This window comes from Mesorhizobium sp. M1307 (genome assembly GCF_040318155.1).
Classification (GTDB): domain Bacteria; phylum Pseudomonadota; class Alphaproteobacteria; order Rhizobiales; family Rhizobiaceae; genus Mesorhizobium.
The window spans coordinates 105,275-129,899 of sequence record NZ_JAMYLR010000012.1 but is presented as its reverse complement, the minus strand read 5'-3'; the positions used below and the strand labels follow the sequence as shown (position 1 = coordinate 129,899).

The window sequence follows — 24,625 nt, the reverse complement described above, 5'->3', positions numbered from 1 at the left end:
CGAAAAAAGATTAAAAATCGACTAAAATAACGGGGTTTTCGGGTGGTCTTCCCTTTTTCCCACAAGGGGACAACGGAGGTCGCTTACGCCAGGGTGCGCTCGACGATGTCTCGCAAATCGGCCGACAGCTTCTCGGTATTGGCGATCGAAAGCAACGCCTCCCTTGCCTTGGCCTGCCGCACCGGTTCGAGCGAGCGCCACGACCTGAGCGCCGTCGCCAGCCTGGCGGCCACCTGCGGGTTGCGTTTTTCGACCTGCAGCACCGTTTCGACGAAAAGCCGGTAGCCTTGGCCATCAGCGCGATGGAAGCCGGTCTGGTTGGCGCTGGAAAACGTACCGATGAGTGCCCGTACCCGGTTCGGGTTGGCCATCGAGAACGCCGGGTGGCTGGTCAAGGCGCGCACCACGTCGACGGTTTGCGGGCCGGGCACGCTGACCTGGATCTGGAACCATTTGTCCATGACCAGCGCATCGGTTGCATATTTCGCCTCGAAATCCGCCAGTGCCTTGGTCGCCTCAGGTGACCCATGGTGACGGTGCGCAAGAACGGTCAACGCCGCGGCACGATCCGTCATGTTGGTCGCCGATTGGAAGTGCCCGGCAGCGAGTTCCGCACCTCCCGGCAGCAAGCACAGATAATCCAGCAGGACATTGCGCAGTGCGCGCCGCCCGGCACTGGCCGCATCCGGGCTGAACGGACCATTGTCGGCGAGCCGATCGTAAAGTTTGGAGAATATCTCGCTGTTGGTCTCGGCGATCGCAACCGCCAGCGCCTCGCGCGCCGCGAAAATGGCGTCGGGGTCGATGTTCTTGCCAATGTCGCGGGCGATATCGGCCTCGCCGGGCAGCGCCAGGGCCAGTGCCCGATAGGCGGGTTCGAGTGCTTCGTCGCCGGCTGTCTTGCCGGCAAGCTCGGTCAGCCGGGCGCTGATCTCGGTTGGCCTGTGGTCCAGGATCTGGCGGAAACCGGCAATCAGCGCATCAGTCAAAAGCGTGTTGAACGACTGCCAGCGCGAGAAGGCGTCACTGTCGTGGCCAGCCAGAAAAAACTGGTCGTCGGGCCGCTGCTCGACCGAAAGCGTCACCGGCGCCGAAAAGCCGCGGTTGAGCGACATGGCCGGACGCTCGACAATCCCGGAAAACCTGACGACATGGCGGCGTTTGCGGATATGGATGACACCGTCCTCGACATTCGCCCCTTCGACGCCGCTATGGGCTATCGCCTCGCCACCGGCGCCAACCAGGCCGAATGCAAGCGGAATGTGCATCAGCCGCTTTCGGCTTTCCGCCGGTGTTGGCGGCACCGACTGCTCGATTTCGAGCGTGAATTCCCGCGCCGCCGGATTATACGCCGAACTGACGGTCAGGTTCGGCGTACCGGCCTGATGATACCACAGCGAAAACTGCGACAGGTCGCGACCTGAGACGTCTTCGAACACTTTGATGAAGTCTTCGATCGTCGCCGCCTGGCCGTCGTGACGTTCGAAGTAGAGGTCCATGCCGGCGCGAAACGTCTCGGCGCCGAGGATGGTATGGATCATGCGCACGACTTCCGAGCCTTTTTCGTAGACCGTCGCCGTGTAGAAATTGTTGATCTCGCGGTAGCGGCGAGGCCGGACCGGATGCGCCAGCGGCCCTTGGTCCTCGGGAAACTGATGGGCGCGCAGCGTACGCACCTCGGCGATGCGCTTGACGGCGCGCGAGCGCTGATCGGCCGAGAATTCGTGGTCGCGGAAAACCGTCAGCCCTTCCTTCAGGCAAAGCTGGAACCAGTCGCGGCAAGTGATTCTGTTACCTGTCCAATTGTGGAAATACTCATGCGCGATGATGGCTTCGATATTGGCGAAATCGGCATCGGTCGCAGTTTCCTGGTCGGCAAGAACGTACTTGTCGTTGAAGATGTTGAGGCCCTTGTTCTCCATTGCGCCCATATTGAAGTCGGACACGGCGACGATGTTGAAGACATCGAGGTCGTATTCGCGGCCGAATGCCTTCTCGTCCCATTTCATTGACCGTTTCAAAGCGTCCATGGCGTAGCCGGCGAGCCTCTCCTTGCCCGGTTCGACATAGATTCCGAGCTCGACCTTGCGGCCAGACAGGGTGACAAAACTGTCCGAGATCTTGCCGAGGTCGCCCGCCACCAGCGCAAACAAATAGGACGGCTTGGGGAAGGGGTCGTGCCAGACCGCATAGTGCCAGCCGCCGGCAAGCTCGCCGCCATCGGCCGGGTTGCCGTTGGACAAAAGCAGCGGCGCCTCACGGCGCTGAGCTTCGATGCGGACCGTATAGACCGACAGGATGTCGGGACGGTCGAGGAAATAAGTGATGCGGCGAAAGCCTTCGGCCTCGCATTGTGTGCAATAGACGTCGCTCGAGCGATAGAGGCCCATTAGCGCCTCGTTCTGCGCCGGCGCCAACACGGTTTCAATTCTCAGCTGGAAGCACCTTGTCGCAGGGGGGCTGATGATTGTCAGTTGATCGGGCGTGGCGAGAAAATCCGCAGGGCTCGGCTCCTGGCCGTCGATGGCGATGCCGCGGAGCGTCAGCCCGTCGCCATCCAGCACCAGTGGCACCGACGCCGCAATCCCGTCGCGGCGTTCGACCGTCAGCACGGCGGTCACATGCGTTGCTTCAGGCGAAAGGCGGAAAGTCAGGCTGGTTTCCGGAATGAGATAATCACTGGGGCGATAGTCTTCGAGCTTGAAGACCTGGCCGGTATCTGTGCGCATTCCTTGATTTTTCCTGTCGATCCGGGTGCGGCGGGCGGGTCCGCTGGTCCAAATAATTTGAAGTCTGCGCTCTTTACACGAAACGCTCCCTCGACAAAACTGCAGCGACGTCTATTTCAGGCGATCATTTCCCAAGCATCATCGCGAGGCTTCCATGACCGTCGTCACGCCGAAATTCGGAACGAGCGCCTCTGTGTTGCGTCGCGAGGATGTGGCCTTCATCAAGGGCGGGCGGGAGGCGGGTACGATCGGGTCGACGCCTGCCGCGCTCAATGCGGTGACCGACGCGGACTACCGCACCTACGGCATCAGGCATATCGACATGCCGGCAACGCCGGCGTGCATCTGGGCGGCGATCGAGGAAGCAAAAGGGGCGTGACAGCCAGACCGGATTTGCCAGTGCTTGCAGTTGGCGACCTTGCCGGCGAGCACAGCACGCTGACCGGGATCTTGCTCAAGATCGTATCGGTGGCGGTCTTCGTCGGCATGTCGTCCTGCATCAAGGCGGCAGGCACCGTCCCGGCGGGCCAGATCGTCTTCTTCCGCTCCTTCTTTGCCATTTTTCCGATCATCGCCTTCCTCGCCTTCCAGGGAAAACTCGGAACCGCCTTTTCGACAAAGCGCCCGCTCAACCACATTGCGCGCGGCGTCGTCGGTGTCTGTGCCATGGGGCTCGGCTTCTTCGCGCTGACGCGGCTGCCGCTGCCGGAGGCGATCACACTGAACTACGCGCAGCCGCTGCTGGTCGTGGTGTTCAGTTCGATCTTCCTCGGCGAAGCCATCCGCATCTATCGCTGGAGTGCGGTTGCCGTCGGCCTGGTCGGGGTGCTGATCATCTCGTGGCCGGAACTGACGCTGCTCAGTTCGGGCGCTGCCCTTGGCGATCAGGAGGTGCTTGGCGTCATCGCCGCCCTGATAGCCGCAGCGATCTCGGCCATCGCCATGCTCCTGGTTCGCAACCTCGTCCAGAGCGAGCGGACGGCGACCATCGTGCTGTGGTTTTCGGTAACCGCGAGCGTCATGGCGCTGCTTTCGCTGCCATTCGGCTGGCAGGCGCTGACGCCAGCACAGGCGGGGCTTCTGATTGCCGCGGGTTTTTGCGGCGGGCTTGGCCAGATCCTGATGACCTCGGCCTATCGCCATGCCGAGGCTTCCGTCGTAGCACCTTTCGAATACACTTCGATGATCCTCGGCGTCGTCGTCGGCTATCTGGTCTTTGGCGATATCGCCACGATCAACATGCTGGTCGGCGGCATGATCGTGGTTGCGGCGGGGATTTTCATCATCTGGCGCGAGCGCCAGCTGGGTCTCGAACGCACCCGCACCCGCAAGGCCGTCGCGCCGGAAGGGTGATCAGCCCGCTGCGTCGGTCCGCTCTTTCGCCAGCCGCATCAGCACCGCCCGCGTCTGCTCGTCGGCGGGGAAAAAAGATTCGATCGCCAGCTCCGCCAGCGTCACGTCGAGCGGCGTGCCGAACACGGTGATGGTGCTGATGAACGACAGCACCGCGTCGCCATGGGCAAGCTTGAGCGGATGGACAATCGCGTTCGGCTCGACCGGCGCCGGCCGGCTGCTTTTAAGGCCGGACGGATAGGCCCGATGCTCGCGCTCGAGCTCGACCAGAACCGGATCGGCGGCAGCGTCGTTCTGCCGCTTCAGCCGCTCCAGAAGATGCGTCCGCCATTCCGCAAGGTTGACGATGCGCGGCGCGATGCCGCCGGGATGCAGGCTGAGGCGCAAAACGTTGACCGGCGGCTTCAGCAGGGAGGCGTCGGCGACATTGGCGAGGAACGGGCCGATGGCGGCGTTCGCCGACACCAGGTTCCAATGCCGGTCGACTGCAAGCGCCGGGAACGGCTCGTGCGCCTTGAGCACGGTCTCGACCGCCGCCATCGCCGGTGCCATCGAGGCATCGTCAAGTGGTCGTTCGCTGAAGCTCGGGGCAAAGCCGGCGGCCAGCAGCAGCTGGTTGCGCTGCCTGAGCGGGATCGAAAGCTGCTCCGCCAGATGCAGCACCATGTCACGCGAGGGTGCGGCGCGGCCGCTTTCAACGAAACTCAGATGCCGCTGCGAGATCTCGGCCTCCATGGCGAGGTCGAGCTGGCTCATGCGCCGGCGTGTACGCCATTCGCGAATGAGACTGCCGGCGGAAATCTGGGCTGCTGTCATGACGAGATGACTAGGCCGGCAGTGGGCGCATTTCAATTACCTGCGAGGTCATGATGCCGCCCTTCCTTCCTCGCAAGGGGAGGACGGAAGACGCGTTCTGCACCGTTACCCAAGTGCCCGCAACTTCGCCTTCACTTCGAGGAAATCCCGCCACGCCAGCTTCTTGTGCGCCGGCGTTCTCAACAAATAGGCCGGATGCAGGGTCGGCATGGCGGGAATGGCGACGCCAGACGGGGTCGTGTGGACGCGCCAGTTGCCGCGCAGCCGCAATATGCCTTCGGAGGCGTTGAGCAGGGTCTTTGCCGACGGGCCGCCGAGATTGACCAGCACCTTCGGATTGACCAGTTCGATCTGCCGCTCGATGAACGGCCTGCAGATCTCGGTCTCGTGCGGCGTCGGCGTGCGGTTGCCCGGCGGCCGCCAGGGAATCACGTTGGCGATGTAGGCAGATGTCCGGTCAAGACCGATCGCGGCCAGCATGCGGTCGAGCAGCCGGCCCGAGCGGCCGACGAACGGCAAGCCCTCTATGTCCTCGTCGCGGCCCGGTGCTTCGCCGACCAGCATCACCGCGGCAGTCGGATTGCCGTCGGCGAACACCAGGTTCTTGGCGGTGAATTTAAGATTGCAGCCGTTGAATGCCGCCATGTGCTGGCGAAGCTCGTCGAGGCTTGCCGCCGATCTCGCCAGTTGCCGCGCCAATGCCGCCTGCGCCTCGTCGGGCACCGTTGACATGGCCGGGGACGTTCGCACTGCCGGTGCCGTATTCGGTCTCTCGCCCATTTCGGCGCGCGACACGCTCGTCGAGCGATGAGGCGATGCATTTTCACCGGCCGGCAGAGCGGCCGCCGCAGGCACCCGCTCCGGCGGCCTGGCTTCTGCAAACCTGTTTACCGGCTGTTCTTCAAGTGCCTCGTCGACGCCGGCGCTGGCGTAGAAGGCCAGCAGCTCGGCGAGATCGGCTCGGCTAGTGTGGGGGGCGGCAGTCATGGTTTCACATTCGGCCGCGGAGCTTGAATTTGCAAGTTCAGCTCGACGGTATGCGCGGATCCTGCACCAGATAGAACGTCCAGCGCGGCGTGTAGTCGGTGATCAGGAAATAGAAGCTGGCGGTCTTCAGCGGGTCGATCTTGCCGTTCTTGAACAGCAGGCGGTCATACGGTTCGAAATTGCGGTCGAAATCGGCGTAGCTGCTCGACCAGATATTTTCGGGCGTTTTGTTGCGCTGGTCGAACGACAGGCCGTCGCCGAACACGCTCGGCTGGTCGAGGATCTCCTGGAGTTCGAACTGGAACTCGACCCAGGCTTGGCCGCTATTGTTGAGCACGTCGATGCGCATATACATCAGACCATTAGCGAAGTCTCCCGCCTTGCCGAACGGCTGGATCGGCCTTGTCGTGCGAATGGCCAGCGTTACCGGCGTCGCTGAATTCAGCTCTTCGGTGATGACCAGCGGATCCTCTTTCGTGCCGATGCCGGAAGCCCCGGTGATGCGGAAACCGCCGCGCTCGTCGGAAAAGGAATAGGCGCCGGTCGCCCAGACCAGTTGCTGCTCGGCACGGGCATCGAGGGCCGTCAGTGGCAGAAGCGCCAAGAGCGCCGCACGGCAAAACCGGCCGGGCGTGAAAAAAAAGCGCGTCGATGAAAAGCCAGCCGGCCCGAATATGCGCATGGCGGGAAGTATGGCCGATAAGCAAGCCGTCGAACAATTAAAAACATCAGTGCGACATATCTGTGCAAACGGAATAGGATTGAAGATTGATGCTCGTCACCGCGAATCTGTGCGGCAGGACGCGACTTTTTGACGAAATCGGTATTGTCACGTCCGCGCCGGTTTCCCGTCGCTATTTGATGCGCTATGCAGCGCGTGAGCCAGCAAGATGCCGGGAATAGCGAGCCAGTGAGGGATCGATGAGCGATATCGAACGCGAAAGCATGGAATTCGACGTGGTCATCGTCGGCGCCGGCCCGGCCGGCCTCGCCGCCGCGATCCGTCTCAAGCAGGTCAATCCCGAGCTTTCCGTCGTCGTGCTGGAAAAGGGCGGCGAAGTCGGCGCGCACATCCTGTCCGGCGCCGTCGTCGATCCGATCGGCATCGACCGGCTGCTGCCCGGCTGGCGCGAAGAGGAGGGTCATCCCTTCAGGACACCGGTCACCGACGACCATTTCCTGGTTCTCGGCCCCGCCGGTTCGTTCCGTCTGCCCAATATCCTGATGCCGCCGCTGATGAACAATCATGGCAACTATATCGTCTCGCTCGGCAATGTCTGCCGCTGGCTGGCGACCAAGGCCGAGGCGCTGGGCGTCGAGATCTATCCGGGCTTTGCCGCGGTCGGCCTGCTCTACAACGAGGCCGGTGCGGTCACCGCCGTCGTCACCGGCGACATGGGCGTCGAGAAGGACGGCACGCACGGTCCGGGCTTTGCGCCGGGCATGGCGCTGATGGGCAAATATGTCTTGATCGGCGAGGGCGCGCGCGGCTCGCTGGCCAAGCAACTGATCGCCAAACACCACCTTTCCGACGGTCGTGAGCCCGGAAAATACGGCATCGGCCTCAAGGAACTCTGGCAGATCAAACCGGAAAACCACCGGCCGGGCCTTGTCCAGCATTCCTTCGGCTGGCCGCTCGATATGAAGACCGGCGGCGGCTCCTTCCTCTACCATCTCGAGGACAACCAGGTGGCAGTCGGCTTCGTCGTTCACCTGAACTACAAGAACCCCTATCTGTCGCCCTTTGACGAGTTCCAGCGCTTCAAGACCCATCCGGCGATCCGCGGCACCTTCGAGGGTGCCAAGCGGCTGGGCTATGGTGCCCGCGCCATCACCGAAGGCGGCTGGCAGTCGGTGCCGAAACTGTCCTTCCCCGGCGGTGCGCTGATCGGCTGCGCGGCCGGCTTCGTCAACGTGCCGCGCATCAAGGGCTCGCACAATGCCGTGCTCTCCGGAATGCTGGCGGCCGAGCATGTCTGTGATGCGATAGCCGCCGGCCGCACCAATGACGAGCTGGCCTCCTACGAGGCCGCCTGGCGCGCCACCGATATCGGCAAGGACCTGAAGAAAGTGCGCAACGTCAAGCCGCTATGGTCGCGCTTCGGCACTATTGTCGGCGTCGGCCTTGGCGGCCTCGACATGTGGCTGAACACGCTGTTCGGCTTCTCGCCCTTCGGCACGATGAAGCACGGCAGGGCCGACTACGCGACGCTGGAACCGGCCGCCGCGCACCAGAAGATCGCCTACCCGAAGCCGGACGGGGTGCTGACCTTCGACCGGCTGTCGTCGGTGTTCCTGTCCAACACCAACCACGAGGAGAACGAGCCGGTGCATCTGCTCGTCGCCGACATGGACCTGCAGAAGCGCTCTGAGCATGACGTCTATGCCGGACCCTCGACGCGTTACTGCCCGGCCAGCGTCTACGAATGGGTCGACAAGGATGGCAATGCCGCCGCCGATCCTGCGGCCAAGGATGTGCGCTTCGTCATCAACGCGCAGAACTGCGTGCACTGCAAGACTTGCGATATCAAGGACCCGAACCAGAACATAAATTGGGTGCCGCCACAGGGCGGCGAGGGCCCGGTCTACCAGAACATGTAAGTCACAAGGTTTGCTCCGGACTAAACAAGATGAGGAGCAGCGCAACCGTAGGATTGTTGAATAAACCGCCTGCCTGTGTTTCCTTTCTGCGGCGACAGGGAGGAAGGAAAAATGCGCCTGGCAGTTCTGACGAGCGTTGTGGCGATCGGGGCATTGTGCGCCCCTGCAGCCTTGGCCGGCACTAAGGTGCTGGTCAAGACACGAACTTACAACATTGCCGGAACCACCGGCGCGGCCCTGATCGAGGCCATGGATCGCAGTGGGCCGAAGCACGGCTTCATGACCCACGCCATCGCGCAGACCGGCTACAGCGTCGATGATTGGACCTTCGACGCCCATCGGGAAAACGGCGTCTGCCGCCTGCGCCAGGCCAACGGGACGCTCAATCTCTTCTATACCTATCCCAAACTAGTCTCAGCCACGTCGCCTGCGCTGCAGAAGCGCTGGAAGCGGTTCTTCGCTGGCGTCCGCGCCCATGAAGAGAGCCATGGCCGCATCGCCAGACAGATGATGCGGGCCACCGAAAAGTCGGTTCGAGGGCTGACAGTCGGTGATGACCCGCACTGTTTCGAGGCACGTCGCGAGGCAAAGCGCCGGATCAATGCCATCTATGCCGAATACGAGGCAAAGCAGATCGCCTTCGATGCGCACGAGCATCGCGACGGCGGCCCTGTCGAGCACCTCATCCGCGCTTTTGTGGGCCAGTAATAAGCCAGGTCGAGATTGGACTGCGGATTTTCAGCTTCGCGTCCCGCCAGGCAGCGCCGCAAGCGCGGTCGCCGTCTGGTGCTCGTCGAGCGGCTTTTGTTCATCCGACCGTAGCGAAAACTCCACCAGCATCGGCAGATGGTCTGAGCCGGTGTCCTCAAGGGTCGACGCCGAACGGATAACGATGGCGCCCTTGCTGAAAACCTGGTCGATCGGCAGTCCGGCGAAGCGCAGGAAATCCGGCAGCCTTTTGTAGAGCCAGGTCGGCCCGACCGACGGCATTACAGTCAGCTTGCCAAGCGATGCGACGCGCCGGACGGCTGCGCTCCATGGCGCTGCGTTGCAGTCGCCTGCCAGGATTGACGTCTCGCCAAGCGAGGCGATTTCGCCAGACAACCCTCCAATCTGCCGTGATTGGTTGTGCGGCCATGGCCAGGTGAGGTGGATGGCGGCGACATCGACGTCGGTTCCGCCGAAATCGACCGTGGCGATCGCCATCGCGCCGCGGCTGTCGCAGTGCGGCTCCGTGCCTATGGCAAACGGTCGTCTGGACAGCAGCGCAACGCCGAACACGCCATTGGGATATGGGCAGAGGATCCGGTGGGGATAGGCGCCGGATAGCAGCCCAAGCTTTGCCTTCCACATCTCGGACACCTCGTCGAGGGTGATCACATCAGGCTGGGTCCGGCCGATCAGCGACAGCACCTTCTCAGGCGTTGGATTGTTGAACCTGAGGTTCATCTGCAGCAGGCGGTAGACTGGCTCGTCACCGGGTTTGGCTTCGTAGGCGGCCTGCACCTGCCATAGCCGCGAAAGCGGCAAGGCATTCGACGTGGTGACAAAGGAGGCTATCGCAAACAGCAATGCGGCCGCGGCCTGCAGGCGAAACGAGGTGGCGAGCAGCGGCAGCGCGCAAAGCGCCATCAGCACCGAAAAATGGACGCGGAAATGAGCAAAGGAATCGAGGGCCGGATGCAGCGATCCGAAGAACCCGGCCACCAGCGCGGCCGAGAGTGCAAGCATTGCGACGAATGCCAGCGCAACCGTCATGTCCCGAACACGTGCCATCGCCTTGTCTATCGGCAGAAGTGCGGCTCAATCAAGATGACGAAATGTCCTGACCTGGACAGACACATGCGATTCGGCATTTACTGGAAGGCAGTTTCCGAAAAGCTCCTGAGTTTGCGCGAATGCAGTCGGTCCATCGGCATTTCAGCCAGCTTCTCCATCGCCCTGATGCCGATGGTCAGGTGCTGCGCTACTTGCCGCTTGTAGAACTCGGTCGCCATGCCCGGCAACTTTAATTCGCCATGCAGCGGCTTGTCGGATACGCAAAGCAGCGTGCCATAGGGCACCCGGAAGCGGAAGCCGTTGGCGGCGATCGTCGCCGATTCCATGTCGAGCGCGATCGCCCGTGACTGCGACAGCCGCTGGACCGGCCCGCGCTGGTCGCGCAGCTCCCAATTGCGGTTGTCGATAGTGGCGACGGTGCCAGTGCGCATGATGCGCTTGAGATCATATCCGGAAAGCCCGGTGACCTCGGCGACCGCTTCCTGCAGAGCCACCTGGATTTCGGCTAGCGGCGGGATCGGCACCCAGACCGGAAGATCGTCGTCGAGGACATGATCTTCTCGTACATAGGCATGGGCCAGCACATAATCCCCAAGCGCCTGCGTGTTGCGCAGGCCGGCGCAATGGCCGAGCATCACCCAGGCATGCGGCCGGAGCACCGCAATATGGTCGGTGATCGTCTTGGCGTTGGAAGGGCCAACGCCGATATTGACCATGGTGATGCCGCCATGATTCGGCTTCTTCAGATGATAGGCCGGCATCTGCGGCAGGCGAGGGGGCGCAGCACCCTCACCGGGCGCGCCGTCCCCTGCTTTGGTCACGATGTTGCCCGGCTCGACGAACTCGACATATCCGTCACCGCCATTGGCCATCAATTCGCGTGCACGGGCGACGAATTCGTCGATATAGAACTGGTAGTTGGTGAACAGCACGAAGTTCTGGAAATGCTGGGGGCTGGTCGCCGTATAGTGCGACATCCGGTGCAGCGAATAATCGATGCGTTGCGCGGTGAACGGCGCCAGCGGCCGTGCCTCGCCCAATGCCACTTCGAACGTGCCGTTGGCGATCTGGTCGTCGGTGCCGTCGAGATCCGGCACGTCGAACAGGTCACGGATCGGCCGTTTGATGCGTTCGGCAGCAGCGCCGTCGACATGGGTGCCTTCGAGGAAGGCGAAATGCAGCGGGATGGGAGTGGTCGATTCCGAAACCGTGACGGGAACGCCGTGGTTGCGCATGATTAGCCGAAGCTGTTCGGTGAGGTAGCTTTCGAAAAGAGCAGGCTGGGTGATGGTGGTTGAGAAATGCCCCGGCGTCGGCATGTGGCCATAGGCCTGCCGCGAGTCGATTTGCGTGAAGGAACTCGTGGTGACGCCGATCTCCGGATAAAAGGCCCGGTAGCGCTTGTTGTTGTCACCGCCCGCGGCGAGCGCGGCAAATGAATCGCGCAGGAACTTGGTGTTGCGGTCGTAAAGCACCTGTAGGGCCGCGACGGCCTTCTTGGCGTCGTTGAAGCTCTGCCGGCCAAACGGCTCCGGCGTGACCACCGATTCAATGGCTTGGGGATAGATTCGCTTTTCCATGACCCAATATAGAGAGTTGGACGCGCGGTTGGGAGGGGGTAAGGCGGCCTCAATACGCGCTGTCGGCGTTTTTCGGTCTGCTAACCGCGCTGCAGGCTAACCAGCAGCACAAAGCCGAGGCCTGACTTCCTCAACGCAGGCGCCTCGATCGTCGAGCCGGCATTGGTGCGCATCGTCGGCACGGCCAGTACCGGTACCGAAAGAACAGTCAGGATGAGCGCCGCGCGCGGCAGCAGCCGAAGCGTCTTGAGGGTGTTGGCGGCGAGGCGGTTCATTGGCGTTTTGCTTTTCTCTAAAGGTTCAGCTCTTTGTCGTTTCAGTGGTGAAGATGGTTCAAGCAACCGAGTCGGCAGGAACTGGCGACGTCCCAGGAGCGGGACGGGCGGCCGGCTTCGGCGACAAGGACGGCGAACAACATGCCGAACAGGCTCATTAGCAGGCAGACGATGGTGAAGCGGCGGGCAAGCATTGCGCGGTGTCTCCTTCAACACGCATGACAATGCCTTGCCCCGGCTGAACCGGCTCTGATCCCGGCGTTCATCTGCGGTTCAAAAATGGTTGATGATCTCTGAGAGGGTCCGCTTTGAGTGCAGCGACCCATGGCGACGCCATGGCTGCGAGACCGATAACATGAAAACGGGGCCGACTGGCCCCGCTCACCCCGGCAGGAAGGGCACGATCAGAGCTTGTGCCAGGTCTGGCTCTTGCAGATCAGCCCGCCGAGCACGCAGCCGCTCATCTTGAGCGAACTGCCGGAAAGCGAAGCCTTGCCCGAATAGGTCTTGTCGGTTTCCGGGTCGGTTATGGTGCCGGCATATTTGTTGTCGCCGGCAACCTTCAGTGAACCGATGTTCTTGCCGGCAAATTTGCCGGATTTGAGCGTAATCGAAAATGCCCCGCCGCCACCCGAAATGGCGGCAGTCGATCCGGCTTGCGTTTTCCAATTGCCTTCGATCGGATCGGCCCACGCCGCGCCGGTCATCATTATTGCGGCCGCGAGGGCCAGGCTCACTTGTCGAAACATGTCTTTCCTCCCTCAGGTAAGTCCAATCGGGCTCCGTCCCGGGTGTCTGCCCCTTACGCAAACGTAAGCTAGTCCAGCTCCCGGAAAAACAAAAGCGGTGCCGCGACGGAAGGGTTGCGGGTTTTTGCCCGCTCCCGAACGGCCGCGCCGGCGAAAAATGAAACGGGCCGCACACGTCTTTGTCTTCTGTGGTTAGCGGAGTCTTGATCCGCGCCTCGCAAGTTTTCTTCAAATCTTGTGCAAACCGGCGCGATCGCTGGCTTTGTATCCTTAACGAATTTTCACGTTTACCTCTTGTTTTAGCTTTGTTTTCCTCAAATTAAGCACGCCATTTAACGACGGATTCAAGCCTCCGGGGCATTCTCGAAAGCATCGAAAGAGCGGCCGCCCCCGACGGTAATCAAGGACACGGAGGGACAGACGGAGACAGCTCTCGGGAGCCAGAACAGGGGATTTGAAATGGCACGTTTTGAAATGCTTGAAGCCGGCTTCGGCGCCATGGGGGCAACTGCCCAGGCCGATATTCTTTTCGAGTTGGGCATGATGTATGCGACTGGTCGCGATTGCGAGACCGATGTTGTCGCCGCCCACAAATGGTTCAACATCGCCGCGATCAAGGGTTCGGCCCGCGCCGCGGAACTGCGCTCCGAATTGTCTGCCGCCATGTCGAAGGTCGAGATCGCCAAGGCGCTGCGCGAAGCTCGCGAATGGATGACGATGCACTGAATTCGCGGGCATCGACTTCACAAGGGTACTGACCTCACAACAGGGACGCTTCGGGTCAAGGCCGCGCAGAGGGCCGGGCTCGAAAAATCAAGGCCGCGCAAGACGGCTGAGCCAACAAGATCAAGAACACGGCGGCAAGCTGTGCAATAGACAGGGAAGGCGAGCGGGTCCTGGCGCCGATGCGTTGGGAAGCTCATGGCAAAAGCCGCGACCGGCCGGAACAAGGCTGGCGCGGCTTGTCTTTGGGACTGCGTGTTGCAGGCCCAATCGAGTGCCGACGATGCGTCTAGACAGCCCCGGTGAAGGATGAAATTCTCCCGCCACTCTGGAAGAGGCGCGGCCGGGATGGTCGCGCGAGAATGGAGGAGTTGTGTCACCATGAAGAAATTCAGTATTTTGAGCGCCGCCATATTTGGCCTGATGATGACCGCGCCGGTCGCCTTCGCCGACGACATCACCTTTTCGGTGGTCGGACCGATGACCGGTCAGCTTGCCACCATCGGCGATCAGTTCAAGCAGGGCGCGCAAGCCGCCGCCGACGCGATCAACGCGGCGGGCGGCGTCGACGGCCGCCAGGTCAAGCTCGACATCGAGGATGACCAGTGCGATCCGAAGCAGGCGGTTTCGGTCGCCAACCGCATCATCGCCAACGGTGTCAAGTTCATCGATGGCCACGCCTGCTCAGGCTCCAGCATCCCGGCCTCCGCCGTCTACGCCGAAGCCGGTGCGCTGATGATGAGTCCGGCTTCCTCGAACCCGGTACTAACCGACGCAGCGGCGAAGGCCGGCTGGCCGACGATCATGCGCCTCTATACGCGCGACGATGCGCAGGGCGCTTTCATTGGTCCATGGATCGCCAAGAAATATGCCGGCAAGAACGTCGTCATCATGCACGACAAGAGCGCCTATGGGCAGGGCGTGGCCGATGCCGTGAAGGCAACGATGAATCAGAACGGTCTCAAAGAGATCCTCTACGAGGGCATCAACGCCGGCGAGAAGGACTATTCCGCTCTTGTTACCAAGCTCAAGGAGCTGAAAGCCGACGTCGTCTATTTCGGCGGCTATCACCCCGAAGCCGGCCTGATCCTGCGTCAGTCGGCGGAGCAGAACCTCAAGTTCCAGTTGATCATGCCGGACTCGATCGCTTCGCCGGAATTCTGGCAGGTTGCCGGTCCGGCCGGCGAAGGCACCATGTTCGTCTTCCCGTCGGATCCGCAGGCGAAGCCCGAAGCCAAGGAAGCCATCGCCAAGATCAAGGCCGGCGGCTTCGTGCCGGAGGGCTTCACGCTGTTTTCCTATGCGGTGATCCAGGCCTTCGCCGAAGGCATCAAACGCGCCGGCAGCGACGATCCGGCAAAAGTCGCCGAAGCGTTGAAGAACGGCCAGCCGATCAGCACGGTTGTCGGGTCAGTCACCTTCGACGAGAAGGGCGATCTCAAGAACGCCAGCTACGACATCAACCAGTGGCACGACGGCAAATACGCGCCGATCCAGCCGTGATGGCCGCGGCGCCGCAAGACGCGCCGCTGTAATTGAACATGGCCGGGGTCAAACCCGGCCATGTTGTTTTTGGCGACGCCTTTGTGCCGCGTTCGAGATCACTTCGTGGATAGGGAAACAGCAGTCAACTGAGGTTCCTCGGCAAAGCGAACCAGCACGGTGCCGTCGGTTACCTGCGCGCCTTCGGCAGCAATCTCGGCGATAACCCCGTCATGGGGCGCGGCAATGGTGTGCTCCATCTTCATCGCCTCCAGGATCAGCAGCGGCTGGCCCTTGATCACGGACTCGCCTCTGGCTGCACGCACCAATTTGACCAGGCCGGGCATTGGCGCGCGCAGGCTGCCGGAAGCGGCGGCGGCTTCGTCGGCTCGCGCCAGCGGATCCGGCACGGCAAAACCGTAGCCGATTGCACCATCGAAGACCGTGACGTGGCCCGGCCAGCGGGCGAGGCGAGGCGCGGCGCGAAGATCATGCGAATTGACGCTGTCATAGGGCGCATCCAGCGCCACCTCGAACCGTCCGTCCGGCCGCACCGACACGCGCGCGCCGATCTCCTGCTCGCCAAACTTCAGCAGAATGCGCCGCACTACAGCGTGGAAATGCGCATAGCCGGCCAGCGACAACCAGGGATCGTCCGAGGACGGCAAGTCGCGCGCACCGGACGCGGCAAGTGCCGCGGCGGCAATCGTCTCACCGCTCGGCGGCGGAACCGCCGTCAACGCCTGCAGATGCCTGGCGATCAGGCCGGTATCGACATCGCCCGCCGCAAAATCCGCATCAGCGACCAGCGCGGCAAGAAAGCCAGTGTTGACCGTCGAGCCGGCGATTTCGGTCTGCGACAGTGCTGTGCCAAGTGCGATGAGCGCCGCCCGTCTGTCCTTGCCATGAACGATCAGCTTGGCGATCATCGGGTCGTAAAACGGCGAAATCGCATCGCCGGCGCGCACACCGGTTTCGACGCGCATGGTCGCACCCTCCGGTGCCGGCTGCGGAAATTTCAGATGGTGCAAGGTGCCGGTCGCCGGCAAAAACCCTCTTGCCGCGTCCTCGGCATAGATGCGCGCCTCGAAGGCGTGGCCGGAGAGCGCGATCTCGCTCTGGGTCTTCGGCAGTTTTTCGCCGGAGGCTACCCGCAACTGCCACTCGACCAGGTCGATGCCGGTGACCATTTCGGTGACGGGGTGCTCGACCTGCAGGCGGGTGTTCATTTCCATGAACCAGAAACGGTCGGCCTTCAGACCTTGCGAGGCATCGACGATGAACTCGATGGTACCGGCGCCGGAATAGTGGATTGCCTTGGCGGCTTTCACCGCCGCCTCCGTCATCGCCTTGCGCAGTGCCGGCGTCATGCCGGGGGCAGGGGCTTCCTCGATCACCTTCTGATGGCGGCGCTGCGCCGAGCAGTCGCGTTCGTGAAGATGCACGGCGTTGCCGAAATTGTCACCAAACACCTGCACTTCGATGTGGCGCGGCTTGTCGACATATTTTTCAACCAAGACGCGGTCATCACCGAACGCGGCTTTCGCCTCGCGCCGCGCGCCCGACAGTGCTTCAGAAAAATCATCGGGATGCTCGACACGCCGCATGCCCTTGCCGCCGCCGCCGGCGCGCGCCTTGATCAGGACGGGGTAGCCTATCTCGCGCGCCTTGGAGGCGAGCAACACGATCTCCTGCGCTTCGCCATGGTAGCCCGGAACGACAGGCACGCCGGCCTTTTCCATCAGCCGCTTGGCGGCGTCCTTCAGTCCCATGGCACGGATCGAGGCCGCCGACGGCCCAATGAAGATCAGCCCAGCCGCCGCGACCTGGTCGACGAATTCGGGGTTTTCCGAAAGAAAGCCGTAGCCCGGATGGATGGCCTCGGCACCTGTGGCCAAGGCCGCCGCGATGATCTTGTCGCCGCGCAGATAGCTTTCGTTGGCGGGAGAGGCGCCGATATGCACCGCTTCGTCGGCCATTTCGACATGCAAGGCGCGATCGTCGGCGTCGGAATAGACGGCGACGCTGCGCACACCCATCCTGCGTGCCGTGCGGATCACCCGGCAGGCGATCTCGCCACGGTTGGCGATCAGGATCTTGGCGAACATCGGGCCTCCACAGGCAGAGCTGCCGCCAACGGCGCGAATTCTCGTCACGCGAACTGCGGCAATGCCCTGCTTTGTAGTCTGGCGGTCAAAGGGTAGGCAAGCGAGGCCTGCCTACTTTGAGGCCGCGATTTCGCAAGCTCCCCCGGTCGTGACCCTGTAACGGTCGCGGGTGACCTGGCAGGATTTCATCGCCATATCCTCGGCAGCCTTTTGCGAGGGCGCATTCAAGCGCGAGCCGCACAGGATGTACAACGAACGCACCCGGGAATACGGAGTGGTCGCATAAGCTGAATGGCCGCTGGCCGCCACATAGGCCTTATATGCCTTGGTGCATGGCCGATCCGCGGTCGCCGGAAAATACGGGTAGAAGCGGACGTCGCCCTTGCTTCCAGCCAGCGATTCCGCCGCGCCGACATTGGGGCTCGAGATTAGAAGCAACCCGGCTATCAGCGAGAAGACTGCTTGTTTGACGCTTATAGATTTCATTTTTCCCACCCATTGAATACGTCGAAGGCCGACGAGTGTCGGTCTATTTGGAGGCAGCTATGGCGCAGGCCCCTGCAGTCGTGACCTTGTACTTGCTGCGCGCGGACTGGCAGGATTTCAACGCCAGCGCCTCCGCAGCCTTCTGGGATGTTGCATTCAGATAAGCACCGCAAATAGTGAATTCGGTTGCCCAGTTGAATGGCGTCATCGCATAGGCCGAGTGACCGCCAGCCGCCACATAGTCCTTGTAATTCTTGCCGCAGCCTCCGATTGTACCCGGTGCAAAATAGACCGGAAAGCGGCTGTCGCCCTTGCTTCCCGCCAGCGATTCGGCGGCGCCGACATTCGGTGCAGAGGCCACAAGCAGTGCAAGTACCGACATGGTTGCTCGCTTGATTGATAAAGATTTCATTGCCAAACCCATTTGAACCCCAAACACTGAAATATATTCGCCTACTTGGAGGCAGCGATTTCGCAGCCGCCGCCTGTTGTAACTCTGTAACTGTTGCGGGCGGCCTGACAGGATTTCAACGCCAATTCTTCGGCAGCTTGCTGTGACGGTGCATTCAAGCGCGAGCCGCAGATGATGTACAGAAAACGCACCCGGGAATACGGAGTGGTTGCATAGGCTGAATGGCCGCCGGCCGCTACATAGGCCTTGTAGGCCCTGGTACACGGATCCTTCGGGCTCTGCGGCAAATAGGGATAGAAACGGGTCTCGCCCTTGCTTCCCGCCAGCGACTCCGCTGCGCCGATGCCAGGCGTCGCTAATATAAGCAATCCCGCAAGTATATGCGCAGTTGTTCTCTGAAAAACCCGCCGCCTCATCTTCGCCCAATCCCCATTGGTATTTGCGATGATCAATAGCCGTGATTCTTTCGTCTGGCCAGATCGAGAAGCAAAAAATAGTCTGGAGATGTGGTGGGTTGTCGCCCGCGCAGGGTCACACCCTGCCGAGTGCAGCAACGACCCGCTGATACAATTCGGCCGTTGGCTCGTCGAAGCAGCAGAAAATGACGGTTTCCGGAACGATGTTCTGGCCGATGAAGGCACTCACGGTACCGACAGCAATTTGCGTCGCCTGATCCTTTGGGTAGCGGTAGACGCCGGTCGAGATCGCTGGAAACGCCACCGTCCGGCAGTCCTTTGCGGCGGCGATTTCGAGCGACCGGCGATAGCAGGAGGCGAGCAGTTCGGCTTCTCCTTTGCTGCCGCCTTGCCAGACCGGCCCGACCGTATGGATGATGTAGCGCGCGGGCAGCTTGTAGCCCTTGGTGATTTTTGCGTCTCCGACCTTGCAGCCATTCAAGGTCCGGCATTCTGCCAGAAGCTCGCGGCCGGCCGCGCGGTGAATGGCGCCGTCCACGCCACCGCCGCCGAGAAGCGAGGTATTGGCTGCGTTGACGATGGCATCGACCGCCAGCTTCGTGATGTCGCCCGTCTGAATATGAATCCTCTGGCCGATTTCGCTCATCTCACATCCTGAACACGCCGAATTTTGTCTCCTCGATCTCGGCGTTGAGCGCGGCCGAAAGGCTGAGCGCCAGCACCTCGCGGGTCTTGGCCGGATCGATGATGCCGTCGTCCCAGAGCCTTGCCGACGAATAGAGCGGGTGGCCTTCATGCTCGTACTTCATCAGGATTGGCTTCTTGAATTTCGCTTCCTCTTCGGCGCTCCACTCGCCACCCTTGCGCTCGATGCCTTCGCGCTTGACCACGGCCAGCACCGTTGCCGCCTGCTCGCCGCCCATCACCGAAATGCGGGCATTCGGCCACATCCACAGGAAGCGTGGCGAATAGGCGCGTCCGCACATGCCGTAATTGCCGGCACCGAACGAGCCGCCGATGATCACGGTCACCTTCGGCACCTTGGCCGTTGCGACCGCCATGACCAGCTTGGCGCCGTCCTTGGCGATGCCGCCGGCCTCGTATTTTCGCCCGACCATGAAGCCGGTGATGTTCTGCAGGAAAATCAGCGGGATCTTGCGCTGGCAGCACAGCTCGATGAAGTGCGCGCCCTTCAGCGCGCTTTCCGAAAACAGCACGCCATTGTTGGCGACGATGCCGACCGGCATGCCGCTGAGATGGGCGAAACCGGTGACCAGCGTGGTGCCATAATTCTGCTTGAACTCATCGAACTCGGAACCGTCGACGGTGCGGGCGATTACCTCGCGCACGTCGTAGGGCTGGCGCAGATCCGTCGGCACGATGCCGTAGAGTTCGTGTGGATCGTGAAGCGGCGGAATCGATTTCTGTAAGGCAAGGCTTACAGTCTTGTTCCGATTCAGGTTTTTGACGATACGCCGGCATATGGCCAGCGCATGCTCGTCGTCGAGCGCATAGTGGTCGGCAACGCCGGAAAGCCTTGTGTGCACGTCGGCGCCACCGAGGTCCTCGGCGGTGACGTCCTCGCCGGTGGCCGCCTTCACCAGCGGCGGCCCGCCGAGAAAGATGGTCGCCTGGTTGCGCACCATGATTGTCTCGTCCGACATCGCAGGCACATAGGCGCCGCCGGCCGTGCACGAACCCATGACGCAGGCGATCTGCGGAATGCCGGCGGCCGACATGTTGGCCTGGTTGTAGAAGATGCGGCCGAAATGATCGCGGTCGGGAAACACCTCGTCCTGGTTGGGCAGATTGGCGCCGCCGCTGTCGACCAGATAGACGCAAGGCAGATTGTTCTGCAATGCGATCTCCTGTGCACGCAGATGCTTCTTCACCGTCAGTGGATAATAGGTGCCGCCCTTCACCGTGGCGTCATTGACGACGACCATCACTTCGGTGCCTTCGACGCGGCCGATGCCGGCGATGAGGCCGGCCGAAGGGATGTCCTCGCCATACATCGACCATGCCGCGAACTGGCCGATTTCGAGGAAGGGCGAGCCTGTATCGAGCAATTGGGCTAGGCGTTGCCGCGGCAGGAGCTTGCCGCGGGAGACGTGCCGCTCACGCGCCTCTTCCGAGCCACCGCGCTCGATGGCGGCGGCTTTTTCAGCAATATCGGCGACCAGCGCCCGCATGCGCTCGGCATTGGTGCGGAAGGCATCGGAGGCGGACGACATCTGAGAGGTGAGGGGGGCCATGGCGCTACCGGATCAGCTCGATCTTGCAGCCGACATCGAGGTCGCCCCAATCGCGATCAGCGGTGACGGCAATGGCATTCTCGCGAATTGCCAGCGCCAGGCAAGCCCGATCGCCCAGCGACAAGCCGCGATGCCGCGTCAATTGGCGAAGCTGCCCGGCGGCGATGCCCATCGCGTCGTCGAAAACGGCGATCGGCATGCCGAGACTGGCGAGGTCGTCCGCGGCCTGTTCCATGCTGCGTCCCTTGTCGATCAGCTTGGCGATGATTTCGGCCGCATTGACTGAACTGCATTGTGCGTCCGGCGCGAACCCCAAAGCATTGTCAGTGCCTTGCTCGTTGAGCAGGATTGCGAGCGCCGCCGAACTGTCCATGACGTAGGGCTTCATTTCGTCCGCTTTCCCGTTGTCCCTTCGGCGTGAAGCCGGTCGAGACGCTTGTCGCTTCGACGCTGCTCTTCCCGTCGCTCTTTCAGAAATTCGTCGACGACGCTTTCACCGGGCTGTTTCAACGCTGACAATTCGGCCTGGACGCGTCGCAGATTCTGCAGCCACGATCTTACCCGCAGCTCGCCGTTTTCGACATGAAGGATCATGTCCTCGCCAGGCTTCACGCCCATCTCCTCGCGCATCGCGGCAGGAATGACGAAGCGCCCGCCCTCGCCAAGCTTGACACGCTCGCGTTTCGCCGGAGCACGAAGCTGTGGTTGGCGAGCGCCGGCATCGAACCGTGCTTGCGGATCTTCGTCAAATCCGGACTTTCCCGTTTTGCCAGCCATGGTCCGTCTCGCCCGTGTTGTGGCACATATTCCGAAGTGTGCCACATCGTGCGGCTTCTGGCAAAATCTCAAAAAGACGCCATCAGGCGCCCTCCACCATGATTTCCCGCCCGATCAGCCAGCGACGGATTTCGCTGGTGCCGGCACCGATCTCATAAAGCTTGGCGTCGCGCAAAAGCCGGCCGGTCGGGTAATCGTTGATGTAGCCGTTGCCGCCCAAAAGCTGGATCGCGTCGAGCGCCATCAGCGTCGCCTTTTCGGCGGCGAAGAGGATGCAGCCGGCGGCGTCCTTGCGGGCCGTCTCACCGCGATCGCAGGCGGCGGCCACGGCATAGACGTAGGCGCGCGCCGCGTTCATCGTCGCATACATGTCGGCGAGCTTGCCTTGCACCAGCTGGAATTCGCCGATCGGCTGACCGAACTGCCTGCGTTCATGCACGTAAGGGATCGCCACGTCGAGGCACGCTGCCATCAGCCCGACCGGGCCGCCGGCCAGCACGGCGCGTTCGTAGTCGAGGCCCGACATCAGCACCTCGACGCCGCGCCCTTCCTCGTGCAGCACATTATCGAACGGCACTTCGACATCCTCGAACACCAGCTCGCCGGTGTTCGAGCCGCGCATGCCAAGCTTGTCGAGCTTTTGCGCCACCGAAAAACCGGCAAAAGCCTTTTCGACGATGAAAGCGGTGATGCCGCGCGAATTGAGTTCCGGATCGGTCTTGGCGTAGACGACCAGCGTCTCGGCATCCGGCCCGTTGGTGATCCACATTTTGGTGCCGTTCAGCACATAGCGATCGTTGCGCTTTTCGGCGCGCAGGCGCAGCGACACCACATCAGAGCCGGCACCCGATTCCGACATCGCCAGTGCGCCGACTTTTTCGCCGCTGCAGAGCGAAGGCAGATACTTTTCCTTCTGCGCCTGCGTCGCCCAGCGGTTGATCTGGTTGACGCAGAGGTTGGAATGGGCGCCGTAGGAGAGGCCGACCGAGGCCGAGGCGCGCGAAATCTCCTCCATCGCCACGACATGGGCGAGGTAGCCCATGCCGCTGCCGCCGAAATCGGGATCGGCGGTGATGCCGAGCAGGCCGAGCCCGCCGAGCTCCGCCCACAGGTGTGCCGGGAATTCGTTCGAGCGATCAATCTCGGCGGCGATCGGTGCGATCTTTTCCTGGGCGAAGCGCCGCACCAGGTCGCGCAGCGCCTCGATGTCTTCGTCAAGCCCGAAGTTGAGCGTATGCGTGTACATGCCGTTCCTCCCGGCGCACGACCGCGAAAATCGGGATCATGCGCGAAATCAAAGTGCTGCAGCGTCCGTTGCGCGCTCGAATGGACGCACGGCGCCGTGGCTCGTCCTCGCGCCATCGCTCTTTGCTCCAACAAGGCGCATTGTCATTGCTAGATATGTAGCGGTGACTTCGGCGATCGACAGCCGTTCGCCCGGCCGGAACCAGACGATGACGCCGGTCATCATCTGGATCAGCGCCATGGCGGTGAGCCCGGTGTCTTCGATGCTGAATAACCCCGCTTCGACGCCGTCGCGCAGGATGGCGCGCAGCTCCTTCTCGTAGGCCGTGCGCATGCGCAGGATCTGCGTGAGTTTTTCATGCGACAGGCTGCGCAGCTCCATGTTCGAGACATGGGTGGAGTGGCGGCGTTCGATATGGAAAGCGATGTGGTTTTCGACATAAGCGGCAAGCCGCGCTGCCGGATCGGCGCCGACAGGGCGTGTTGCGCGCCACGCCTCGATCAAGCCTTCCATATGCTCACGCATCAGCATGAACAGAAGGTCCTGCTTGGTCGGGAAATAGCGGTACAGCGCCGCTGCCTGGACGCCGACCTCGGCCGCCAGCTGGCGCATCGACATCGCCTCGTAGCCGAGACGCGCAATCAGGCTGACCGCCGCCTCGCGGACCGCAGCTTCGGTCTTCTCTCCGTCGGAACCGGTCGTACGCGCCATGACAAGCCGCCTTTTCGCGGACAATAAAACAAACGTTCAATTAATTCAAGGACCGAGGCATGTCCGGGCAGGGCAATGGCTTCAGGTTTGCTCTATCTGCACCCTGGAGATTTGTGCGATGGAAGCGAATGAGCAGGATCATGCCTTGCTAGGCAACAATCCTGAAACCCGCGGACATATCGCGAACCTCGATCTCCTCGACGTCGACCTTCGAAACCGCTGCCCCCGGCGGCCCTTGCCAAAGCCGTTCGATCATTGTCGAGACCGCCGCACCGGTCCCTGCGATCAAGGCTGTCACCGAGCCGTCAACTTCGTTGCGCACCCACCCGGCAAGGCCAAGCGCCGACGCCTCGCGCCGCGCCCAGACCCGGTAGCTGACGCCTTGCACCTTGCCGTATATGCGTACCTGCACCGTACGATCGGTCATCGCGCTCTCCATCCTCTGAGTCGAGTCTGGCGCATCGCCGTGCAAATTCAACCGCGCAACGTGCATCGAAGGTCTCTCTCCGGTCGCTATCCGCCAGCTTCACGTGCGAGATAGGCGGCGTCTCCATTAATGATTGACTAAGTCAAATAATAGGCGATCATGGCCCTGACGGAGCGGTCCGTCAGAAGGAGGTCGACATGCCGGCCGATCGGAATGCCCTTGTCGCGGAGATACGTGGCTTCAATCGCTTCTACACGCGCCTGATCGGGCTGCTCAACCTGACCTTCACGCACAGCGCCTATACGCTGGGCGAGGCGCGGCTGCTGTTCGAATTGGGCGGCCGATCCCGCGCTGTCGCCAATAGCGGCGGTGAGGCAGGGTTTCTTGCACGGGCGTTCCACCTCGATCTCCGGCCGGCGGCCTCCGAAATCGCTGCCGAACTCCGGCTCGATCCGGCCTATGTCACACGCGTCCTGAGGAGGTTCGCCGCCGCTGGCCTGACCGAGACACGCTCTGACCCAGCCGATCGGCGCAGACGTATCCTGTCGCTGACCGCTCGCGGAAGTGCTGAGCTCGCCAGGCTTCAGGCTGCGGCGGATCGCGACCTCGCCCGGCTGACGGCCGGCCTCGCCGATGACGCGGCTGCCGAATTATCGGACACCTTGAAGCGCGTCATGCGCCTGCTCGGGGAGAAATAGCGGGCAGCACTGGAA

Annotated in this window: 28 protein-coding genes; 8 read left to right on the top strand and 20 right to left on the bottom strand. The window is 62.1% G+C overall.

The window, feature by feature from the left end; all coding sequences use genetic code 11:
• Positions 1 to 83: 83 nt before the first annotated feature.
• Positions 84 to 2,729 carry an aminopeptidase N gene (gene pepN / locus NKH16_RS16745; RefSeq protein WP_352900487.1) on the bottom strand — a complete coding sequence of 882 codons (2,646 nt, stop codon included), beginning with the start codon at positions 2,727 to 2,729 and terminating at the stop codon, positions 84 to 86.
• 154 nt (positions 2,730 to 2,883) lie between these two features.
• On the opposite strand from pepN, the gene NKH16_RS16740 reads away from it, so the two are divergent.
• Positions 2,884 to 3,108 carry a hypothetical protein gene (locus NKH16_RS16740; RefSeq protein ID WP_352900518.1) on the top strand — a complete coding sequence of 75 codons (225 nt, stop codon included), beginning with the start codon at positions 2,884 to 2,886 and terminating at the stop codon, positions 3,106 to 3,108.
• Complete coding sequence (locus tag NKH16_RS16735) at positions 3,105 to 4,082, top strand: DMT family transporter (protein ID WP_502897762.1); 978 nt, start codon at positions 3,105 to 3,107, stop codon at positions 4,080 to 4,082. The genes NKH16_RS16740 and NKH16_RS16735 overlap by 4 nt, the downstream gene beginning before the upstream one ends.
• On the opposite strand, the gene NKH16_RS16730 is transcribed toward NKH16_RS16735, so the two are convergent.
• The 3 genes from NKH16_RS16730 to NKH16_RS16720 form a co-directional block, all read right to left on the bottom strand.
• A complete protein-coding gene (locus tag NKH16_RS16730; RefSeq protein ID WP_352900485.1) occupies positions 4,083 to 4,898 on the bottom strand; it encodes a helix-turn-helix domain-containing protein in 816 nt (271 codons plus the stop codon). It abuts the gene before it with no gap.
• A 105-nt stretch (positions 4,899 to 5,003) separates the two neighbouring features.
• Positions 5,004 to 5,885 (bottom strand): uracil-DNA glycosylase, encoded by an 882-nt coding sequence (locus tag NKH16_RS16725; protein WP_352900483.1) that lies wholly within the window; start codon positions 5,883 to 5,885, stop codon positions 5,004 to 5,006.
• Between the two features lie 37 nt (positions 5,886 to 5,922).
• Positions 5,923 to 6,567: a hypothetical protein gene (locus tag NKH16_RS16720; RefSeq protein ID WP_023677808.1), complete on the bottom strand. Its 645-nt coding sequence runs from the start codon at positions 6,565 to 6,567 to the stop codon at positions 5,923 to 5,925.
• Between NKH16_RS16720 and NKH16_RS16715 the strand changes: the two genes are divergently transcribed.
• The 3 genes from NKH16_RS16715 to NKH16_RS16705 all read left to right on the top strand — a co-directional run bounded on the left by NKH16_RS16715 (position 6,518) and on the right by NKH16_RS16705 (position 9,194).
• Entirely contained in the window at positions 6,518 to 6,700 is a 183-nt protein-coding gene (locus tag NKH16_RS16715) for a hypothetical protein (RefSeq protein ID WP_198023574.1), read from the top strand. The genes NKH16_RS16720 and NKH16_RS16715 overlap by 50 nt on opposite strands.
• Positions 6,701 to 6,806: 106 nt before the next feature.
• Positions 6,807 to 8,486 (top strand): electron transfer flavoprotein-ubiquinone oxidoreductase, encoded by a 1,680-nt coding sequence (locus NKH16_RS16710; RefSeq protein WP_352900480.1) that lies wholly within the window; start codon positions 6,807 to 6,809, stop codon positions 8,484 to 8,486.
• Between the two features lie 111 nt (positions 8,487 to 8,597).
• A complete protein-coding gene (locus NKH16_RS16705) occupies positions 8,598 to 9,194 on the top strand; it encodes a DUF922 domain-containing protein (RefSeq protein WP_352874420.1) in 597 nt (198 codons plus the stop codon).
• Between the two features lie 30 nt (positions 9,195 to 9,224).
• On the opposite strand, the gene NKH16_RS16700 is transcribed toward NKH16_RS16705, so the two are convergent.
• From NKH16_RS16700 to NKH16_RS16680, 5 genes are all read right to left on the bottom strand, one after another.
• Positions 9,225 to 10,262 carry an endonuclease/exonuclease/phosphatase family protein gene (locus tag NKH16_RS16700; protein ID WP_352900475.1) on the bottom strand — a complete coding sequence of 346 codons (1,038 nt, stop codon included), beginning with the start codon at positions 10,260 to 10,262 and terminating at the stop codon, positions 9,225 to 9,227.
• An 80-nt stretch (positions 10,263 to 10,342) separates the two neighbouring features.
• Positions 10,343 to 11,845 carry an AMP nucleosidase gene (locus tag NKH16_RS16695; protein ID WP_352900473.1) on the bottom strand — a complete coding sequence of 501 codons (1,503 nt, stop codon included), beginning with the start codon at positions 11,843 to 11,845 and terminating at the stop codon, positions 10,343 to 10,345.
• Between the two features lie 80 nt (positions 11,846 to 11,925).
• Positions 11,926 to 12,120: a hypothetical protein gene (locus tag NKH16_RS16690; protein WP_352454349.1), complete on the bottom strand. Its 195-nt coding sequence runs from the start codon at positions 12,118 to 12,120 to the stop codon at positions 11,926 to 11,928.
• Between the two features lie 41 nt (positions 12,121 to 12,161).
• Positions 12,162 to 12,314, bottom strand: a complete 153-nt coding sequence (locus tag NKH16_RS16685; RefSeq protein ID WP_023677802.1) for a hypothetical protein — start codon at positions 12,312 to 12,314, stop codon at positions 12,162 to 12,164.
• A gap of 210 nt (positions 12,315 to 12,524) precedes the next feature.
• A complete protein-coding gene (locus tag NKH16_RS16680) occupies positions 12,525 to 12,869 on the bottom strand; it encodes a DUF2147 domain-containing protein (RefSeq protein ID WP_023677801.1) in 345 nt (114 codons plus the stop codon).
• A gap of 459 nt (positions 12,870 to 13,328) precedes the next feature.
• Here NKH16_RS16680 and NKH16_RS16675 point away from each other — a divergent pair, with 459 nt between their 5' ends.
• Positions 13,329 to 13,595, top strand: a complete 267-nt coding sequence (locus NKH16_RS16675) for an SEL1-like repeat protein (protein ID WP_010915070.1) — start codon at positions 13,329 to 13,331, stop codon at positions 13,593 to 13,595.
• Positions 13,596 to 13,973: 378 nt separating this feature from the next.
• A complete protein-coding gene (locus NKH16_RS16670; protein ID WP_352743252.1) occupies positions 13,974 to 15,095 on the top strand; it encodes a branched-chain amino acid ABC transporter substrate-binding protein in 1,122 nt (373 codons plus the stop codon).
• 98 nt (positions 15,096 to 15,193) lie between these two features.
• On the opposite strand, the gene NKH16_RS16665 is transcribed toward NKH16_RS16670, so the two are convergent.
• From NKH16_RS16665 to NKH16_RS16615, 11 genes are all read right to left on the bottom strand, one after another.
• Positions 15,194 to 17,182, bottom strand: coding sequence for an acetyl/propionyl/methylcrotonyl-CoA carboxylase subunit alpha (locus NKH16_RS16665; protein WP_352900471.1), 1,989 nt, complete (start codon positions 17,180 to 17,182; stop codon positions 15,194 to 15,196).
• 111 nt (positions 17,183 to 17,293) lie between these two features.
• Positions 17,294 to 17,668 carry a hypothetical protein gene (locus tag NKH16_RS16660; RefSeq protein ID WP_352874423.1) on the bottom strand — a complete coding sequence of 125 codons (375 nt, stop codon included), beginning with the start codon at positions 17,666 to 17,668 and terminating at the stop codon, positions 17,294 to 17,296.
• 43 nt (positions 17,669 to 17,711) lie between these two features.
• On the bottom strand, positions 17,712 to 18,092 hold the full coding sequence (locus NKH16_RS16655; RefSeq protein ID WP_245274740.1) for a hypothetical protein: 381 nt from the start codon (positions 18,090 to 18,092) through the stop codon (positions 17,712 to 17,714).
• Positions 18,093 to 18,121: 29 nt separating this feature from the next.
• Entirely contained in the window at positions 18,122 to 18,496 is a 375-nt protein-coding gene (locus tag NKH16_RS16650; RefSeq protein ID WP_352743487.1) for a hypothetical protein, read from the bottom strand.
• A gap of 115 nt (positions 18,497 to 18,611) precedes the next feature.
• Positions 18,612 to 19,142, bottom strand: coding sequence for an O-acetyl-ADP-ribose deacetylase (locus tag NKH16_RS16645; protein ID WP_352900468.1), 531 nt, complete (start codon positions 19,140 to 19,142; stop codon positions 18,612 to 18,614).
• 1 nt (position 19,143) lies between these two features.
• Positions 19,144 to 20,751, bottom strand: a complete 1,608-nt coding sequence (locus NKH16_RS16640) for a carboxyl transferase domain-containing protein (RefSeq protein ID WP_352743258.1) — start codon at positions 20,749 to 20,751, stop codon at positions 19,144 to 19,146.
• 4 nt (positions 20,752 to 20,755) lie between these two features.
• Complete coding sequence (locus tag NKH16_RS16635) at positions 20,756 to 21,139, bottom strand: type II toxin-antitoxin system VapC family toxin (protein WP_023677795.1); 384 nt, start codon at positions 21,137 to 21,139, stop codon at positions 20,756 to 20,758.
• The gene (locus NKH16_RS16630; RefSeq protein ID WP_352449021.1) at positions 21,136 to 21,528 is read right to left on the bottom strand and encodes an AbrB/MazE/SpoVT family DNA-binding domain-containing protein; all 393 of its coding nucleotides are present in this window, start codon (positions 21,526 to 21,528) and stop codon (positions 21,136 to 21,138) included. Before NKH16_RS16630 ends, NKH16_RS16635 begins: the two co-directional genes overlap by 4 nt.
• 82 nt (positions 21,529 to 21,610) lie before the next feature.
• Positions 21,611 to 22,774: an isovaleryl-CoA dehydrogenase gene (locus NKH16_RS16625; protein ID WP_352743260.1), complete on the bottom strand. Its 1,164-nt coding sequence runs from the start codon at positions 22,772 to 22,774 to the stop codon at positions 21,611 to 21,613.
• A 48-nt stretch (positions 22,775 to 22,822) separates the two neighbouring features.
• Positions 22,823 to 23,485: a TetR/AcrR family transcriptional regulator gene (locus NKH16_RS16620; protein ID WP_352743262.1), complete on the bottom strand. Its 663-nt coding sequence runs from the start codon at positions 23,483 to 23,485 to the stop codon at positions 22,823 to 22,825.
• Positions 23,486 to 23,633: 148 nt separating this feature from the next.
• Positions 23,634 to 23,912 carry an acylphosphatase gene (locus tag NKH16_RS16615; protein ID WP_352449018.1) on the bottom strand — a complete coding sequence of 93 codons (279 nt, stop codon included), beginning with the start codon at positions 23,910 to 23,912 and terminating at the stop codon, positions 23,634 to 23,636.
• Between the two features lie 197 nt (positions 23,913 to 24,109).
• Here NKH16_RS16615 and NKH16_RS16610 point away from each other — a divergent pair, with 197 nt between their 5' ends.
• Entirely contained in the window at positions 24,110 to 24,610 is a 501-nt protein-coding gene (locus tag NKH16_RS16610; protein WP_352449017.1) for a MarR family winged helix-turn-helix transcriptional regulator, read from the top strand.
• Positions 24,611 to 24,625 lie beyond the last annotated feature (15 nt).

Coding starts and splice junctions, on each gene's coding strand:
- NKH16_RS16700 (WP_352900475.1), bottom strand. CDS start 10,262: ATGGCACGTGTTCGGGACATGACGGTTGCGCTGGCATTCGTCGCAATG.
- NKH16_RS16665 (WP_352900471.1), bottom strand. CDS start 17,182: ATGTTCGCCAAGATCCTGATCGCCAACCGTGGCGAGATCGCCTGCCGG.
- NKH16_RS16695 (WP_352900473.1), bottom strand. CDS start 11,845: ATGGAAAAGCGAATCTATCCCCAAGCCATTGAATCGGTGGTCACGCCG.
- NKH16_RS16655 (WP_245274740.1), bottom strand. CDS start 18,092: ATGGGTTTGGCAATGAAATCTTTATCAATCAAGCGAGCAACCATGTCG.
- NKH16_RS16705 (WP_352874420.1), top strand. CDS start 8,598: ATGCGCCTGGCAGTTCTGACGAGCGTTGTGGCGATCGGGGCATTGTGC.
- NKH16_RS16675 (WP_010915070.1), top strand. CDS start 13,329: ATGGCACGTTTTGAAATGCTTGAAGCCGGCTTCGGCGCCATGGGGGCA.
- NKH16_RS16730 (WP_352900485.1), bottom strand. CDS start 4,898: ATGACAGCAGCCCAGATTTCCGCCGGCAGTCTCATTCGCGAATGGCGT.
- NKH16_RS16680 (WP_023677801.1), bottom strand. CDS start 12,869: ATGTTTCGACAAGTGAGCCTGGCCCTCGCGGCCGCAATAATGATGACC.
- NKH16_RS16650 (WP_352743487.1), bottom strand. CDS start 18,496: ATGAGGCGGCGGGTTTTTCAGAGAACAACTGCGCATATACTTGCGGGA.
- NKH16_RS16720 (WP_023677808.1), bottom strand. CDS start 6,567: ATGCGCATATTCGGGCCGGCTGGCTTTTCATCGACGCGCTTTTTTTTC.
- NKH16_RS16630 (WP_352449021.1), bottom strand. CDS start 21,528: ATGGCTGGCAAAACGGGAAAGTCCGGATTTGACGAAGATCCGCAAGCA.
- NKH16_RS16635 (WP_023677795.1), bottom strand. CDS start 21,139: ATGAAGCCCTACGTCATGGACAGTTCGGCGGCGCTCGCAATCCTGCTC.
- NKH16_RS16670 (WP_352743252.1), top strand. CDS start 13,974: ATGAAGAAATTCAGTATTTTGAGCGCCGCCATATTTGGCCTGATGATG.
- NKH16_RS16620 (WP_352743262.1), bottom strand. CDS start 23,485: ATGGCGCGTACGACCGGTTCCGACGGAGAGAAGACCGAAGCTGCGGTC.
- NKH16_RS16645 (WP_352900468.1), bottom strand. CDS start 19,142: ATGAGCGAAATCGGCCAGAGGATTCATATTCAGACGGGCGACATCACG.
- NKH16_RS16690 (WP_352454349.1), bottom strand. CDS start 12,120: ATGAACCGCCTCGCCGCCAACACCCTCAAGACGCTTCGGCTGCTGCCG.
- pepN (WP_352900487.1), bottom strand. CDS start 2,729: ATGCGCACAGATACCGGCCAGGTCTTCAAGCTCGAAGACTATCGCCCC.
- NKH16_RS16740 (WP_352900518.1), top strand. CDS start 2,884: ATGACCGTCGTCACGCCGAAATTCGGAACGAGCGCCTCTGTGTTGCGT.
- NKH16_RS16660 (WP_352874423.1), bottom strand. CDS start 17,668: ATGAAATCTATAAGCGTCAAACAAGCAGTCTTCTCGCTGATAGCCGGG.
- NKH16_RS16685 (WP_023677802.1), bottom strand. CDS start 12,314: ATGCTTGCCCGCCGCTTCACCATCGTCTGCCTGCTAATGAGCCTGTTC.
- NKH16_RS16625 (WP_352743260.1), bottom strand. CDS start 22,774: ATGTACACGCATACGCTCAACTTCGGGCTTGACGAAGACATCGAGGCG.
- NKH16_RS16710 (WP_352900480.1), top strand. CDS start 6,807: ATGAGCGATATCGAACGCGAAAGCATGGAATTCGACGTGGTCATCGTC.
- NKH16_RS16640 (WP_352743258.1), bottom strand. CDS start 20,751: ATGGCCCCCCTCACCTCTCAGATGTCGTCCGCCTCCGATGCCTTCCGC.
- NKH16_RS16610 (WP_352449017.1), top strand. CDS start 24,110: ATGCCGGCCGATCGGAATGCCCTTGTCGCGGAGATACGTGGCTTCAAT.
- NKH16_RS16725 (WP_352900483.1), bottom strand. CDS start 5,885: ATGACTGCCGCCCCCCACACTAGCCGAGCCGATCTCGCCGAGCTGCTG.
- NKH16_RS16615 (WP_352449018.1), bottom strand. CDS start 23,912: ATGACCGATCGTACGGTGCAGGTACGCATATACGGCAAGGTGCAAGGC.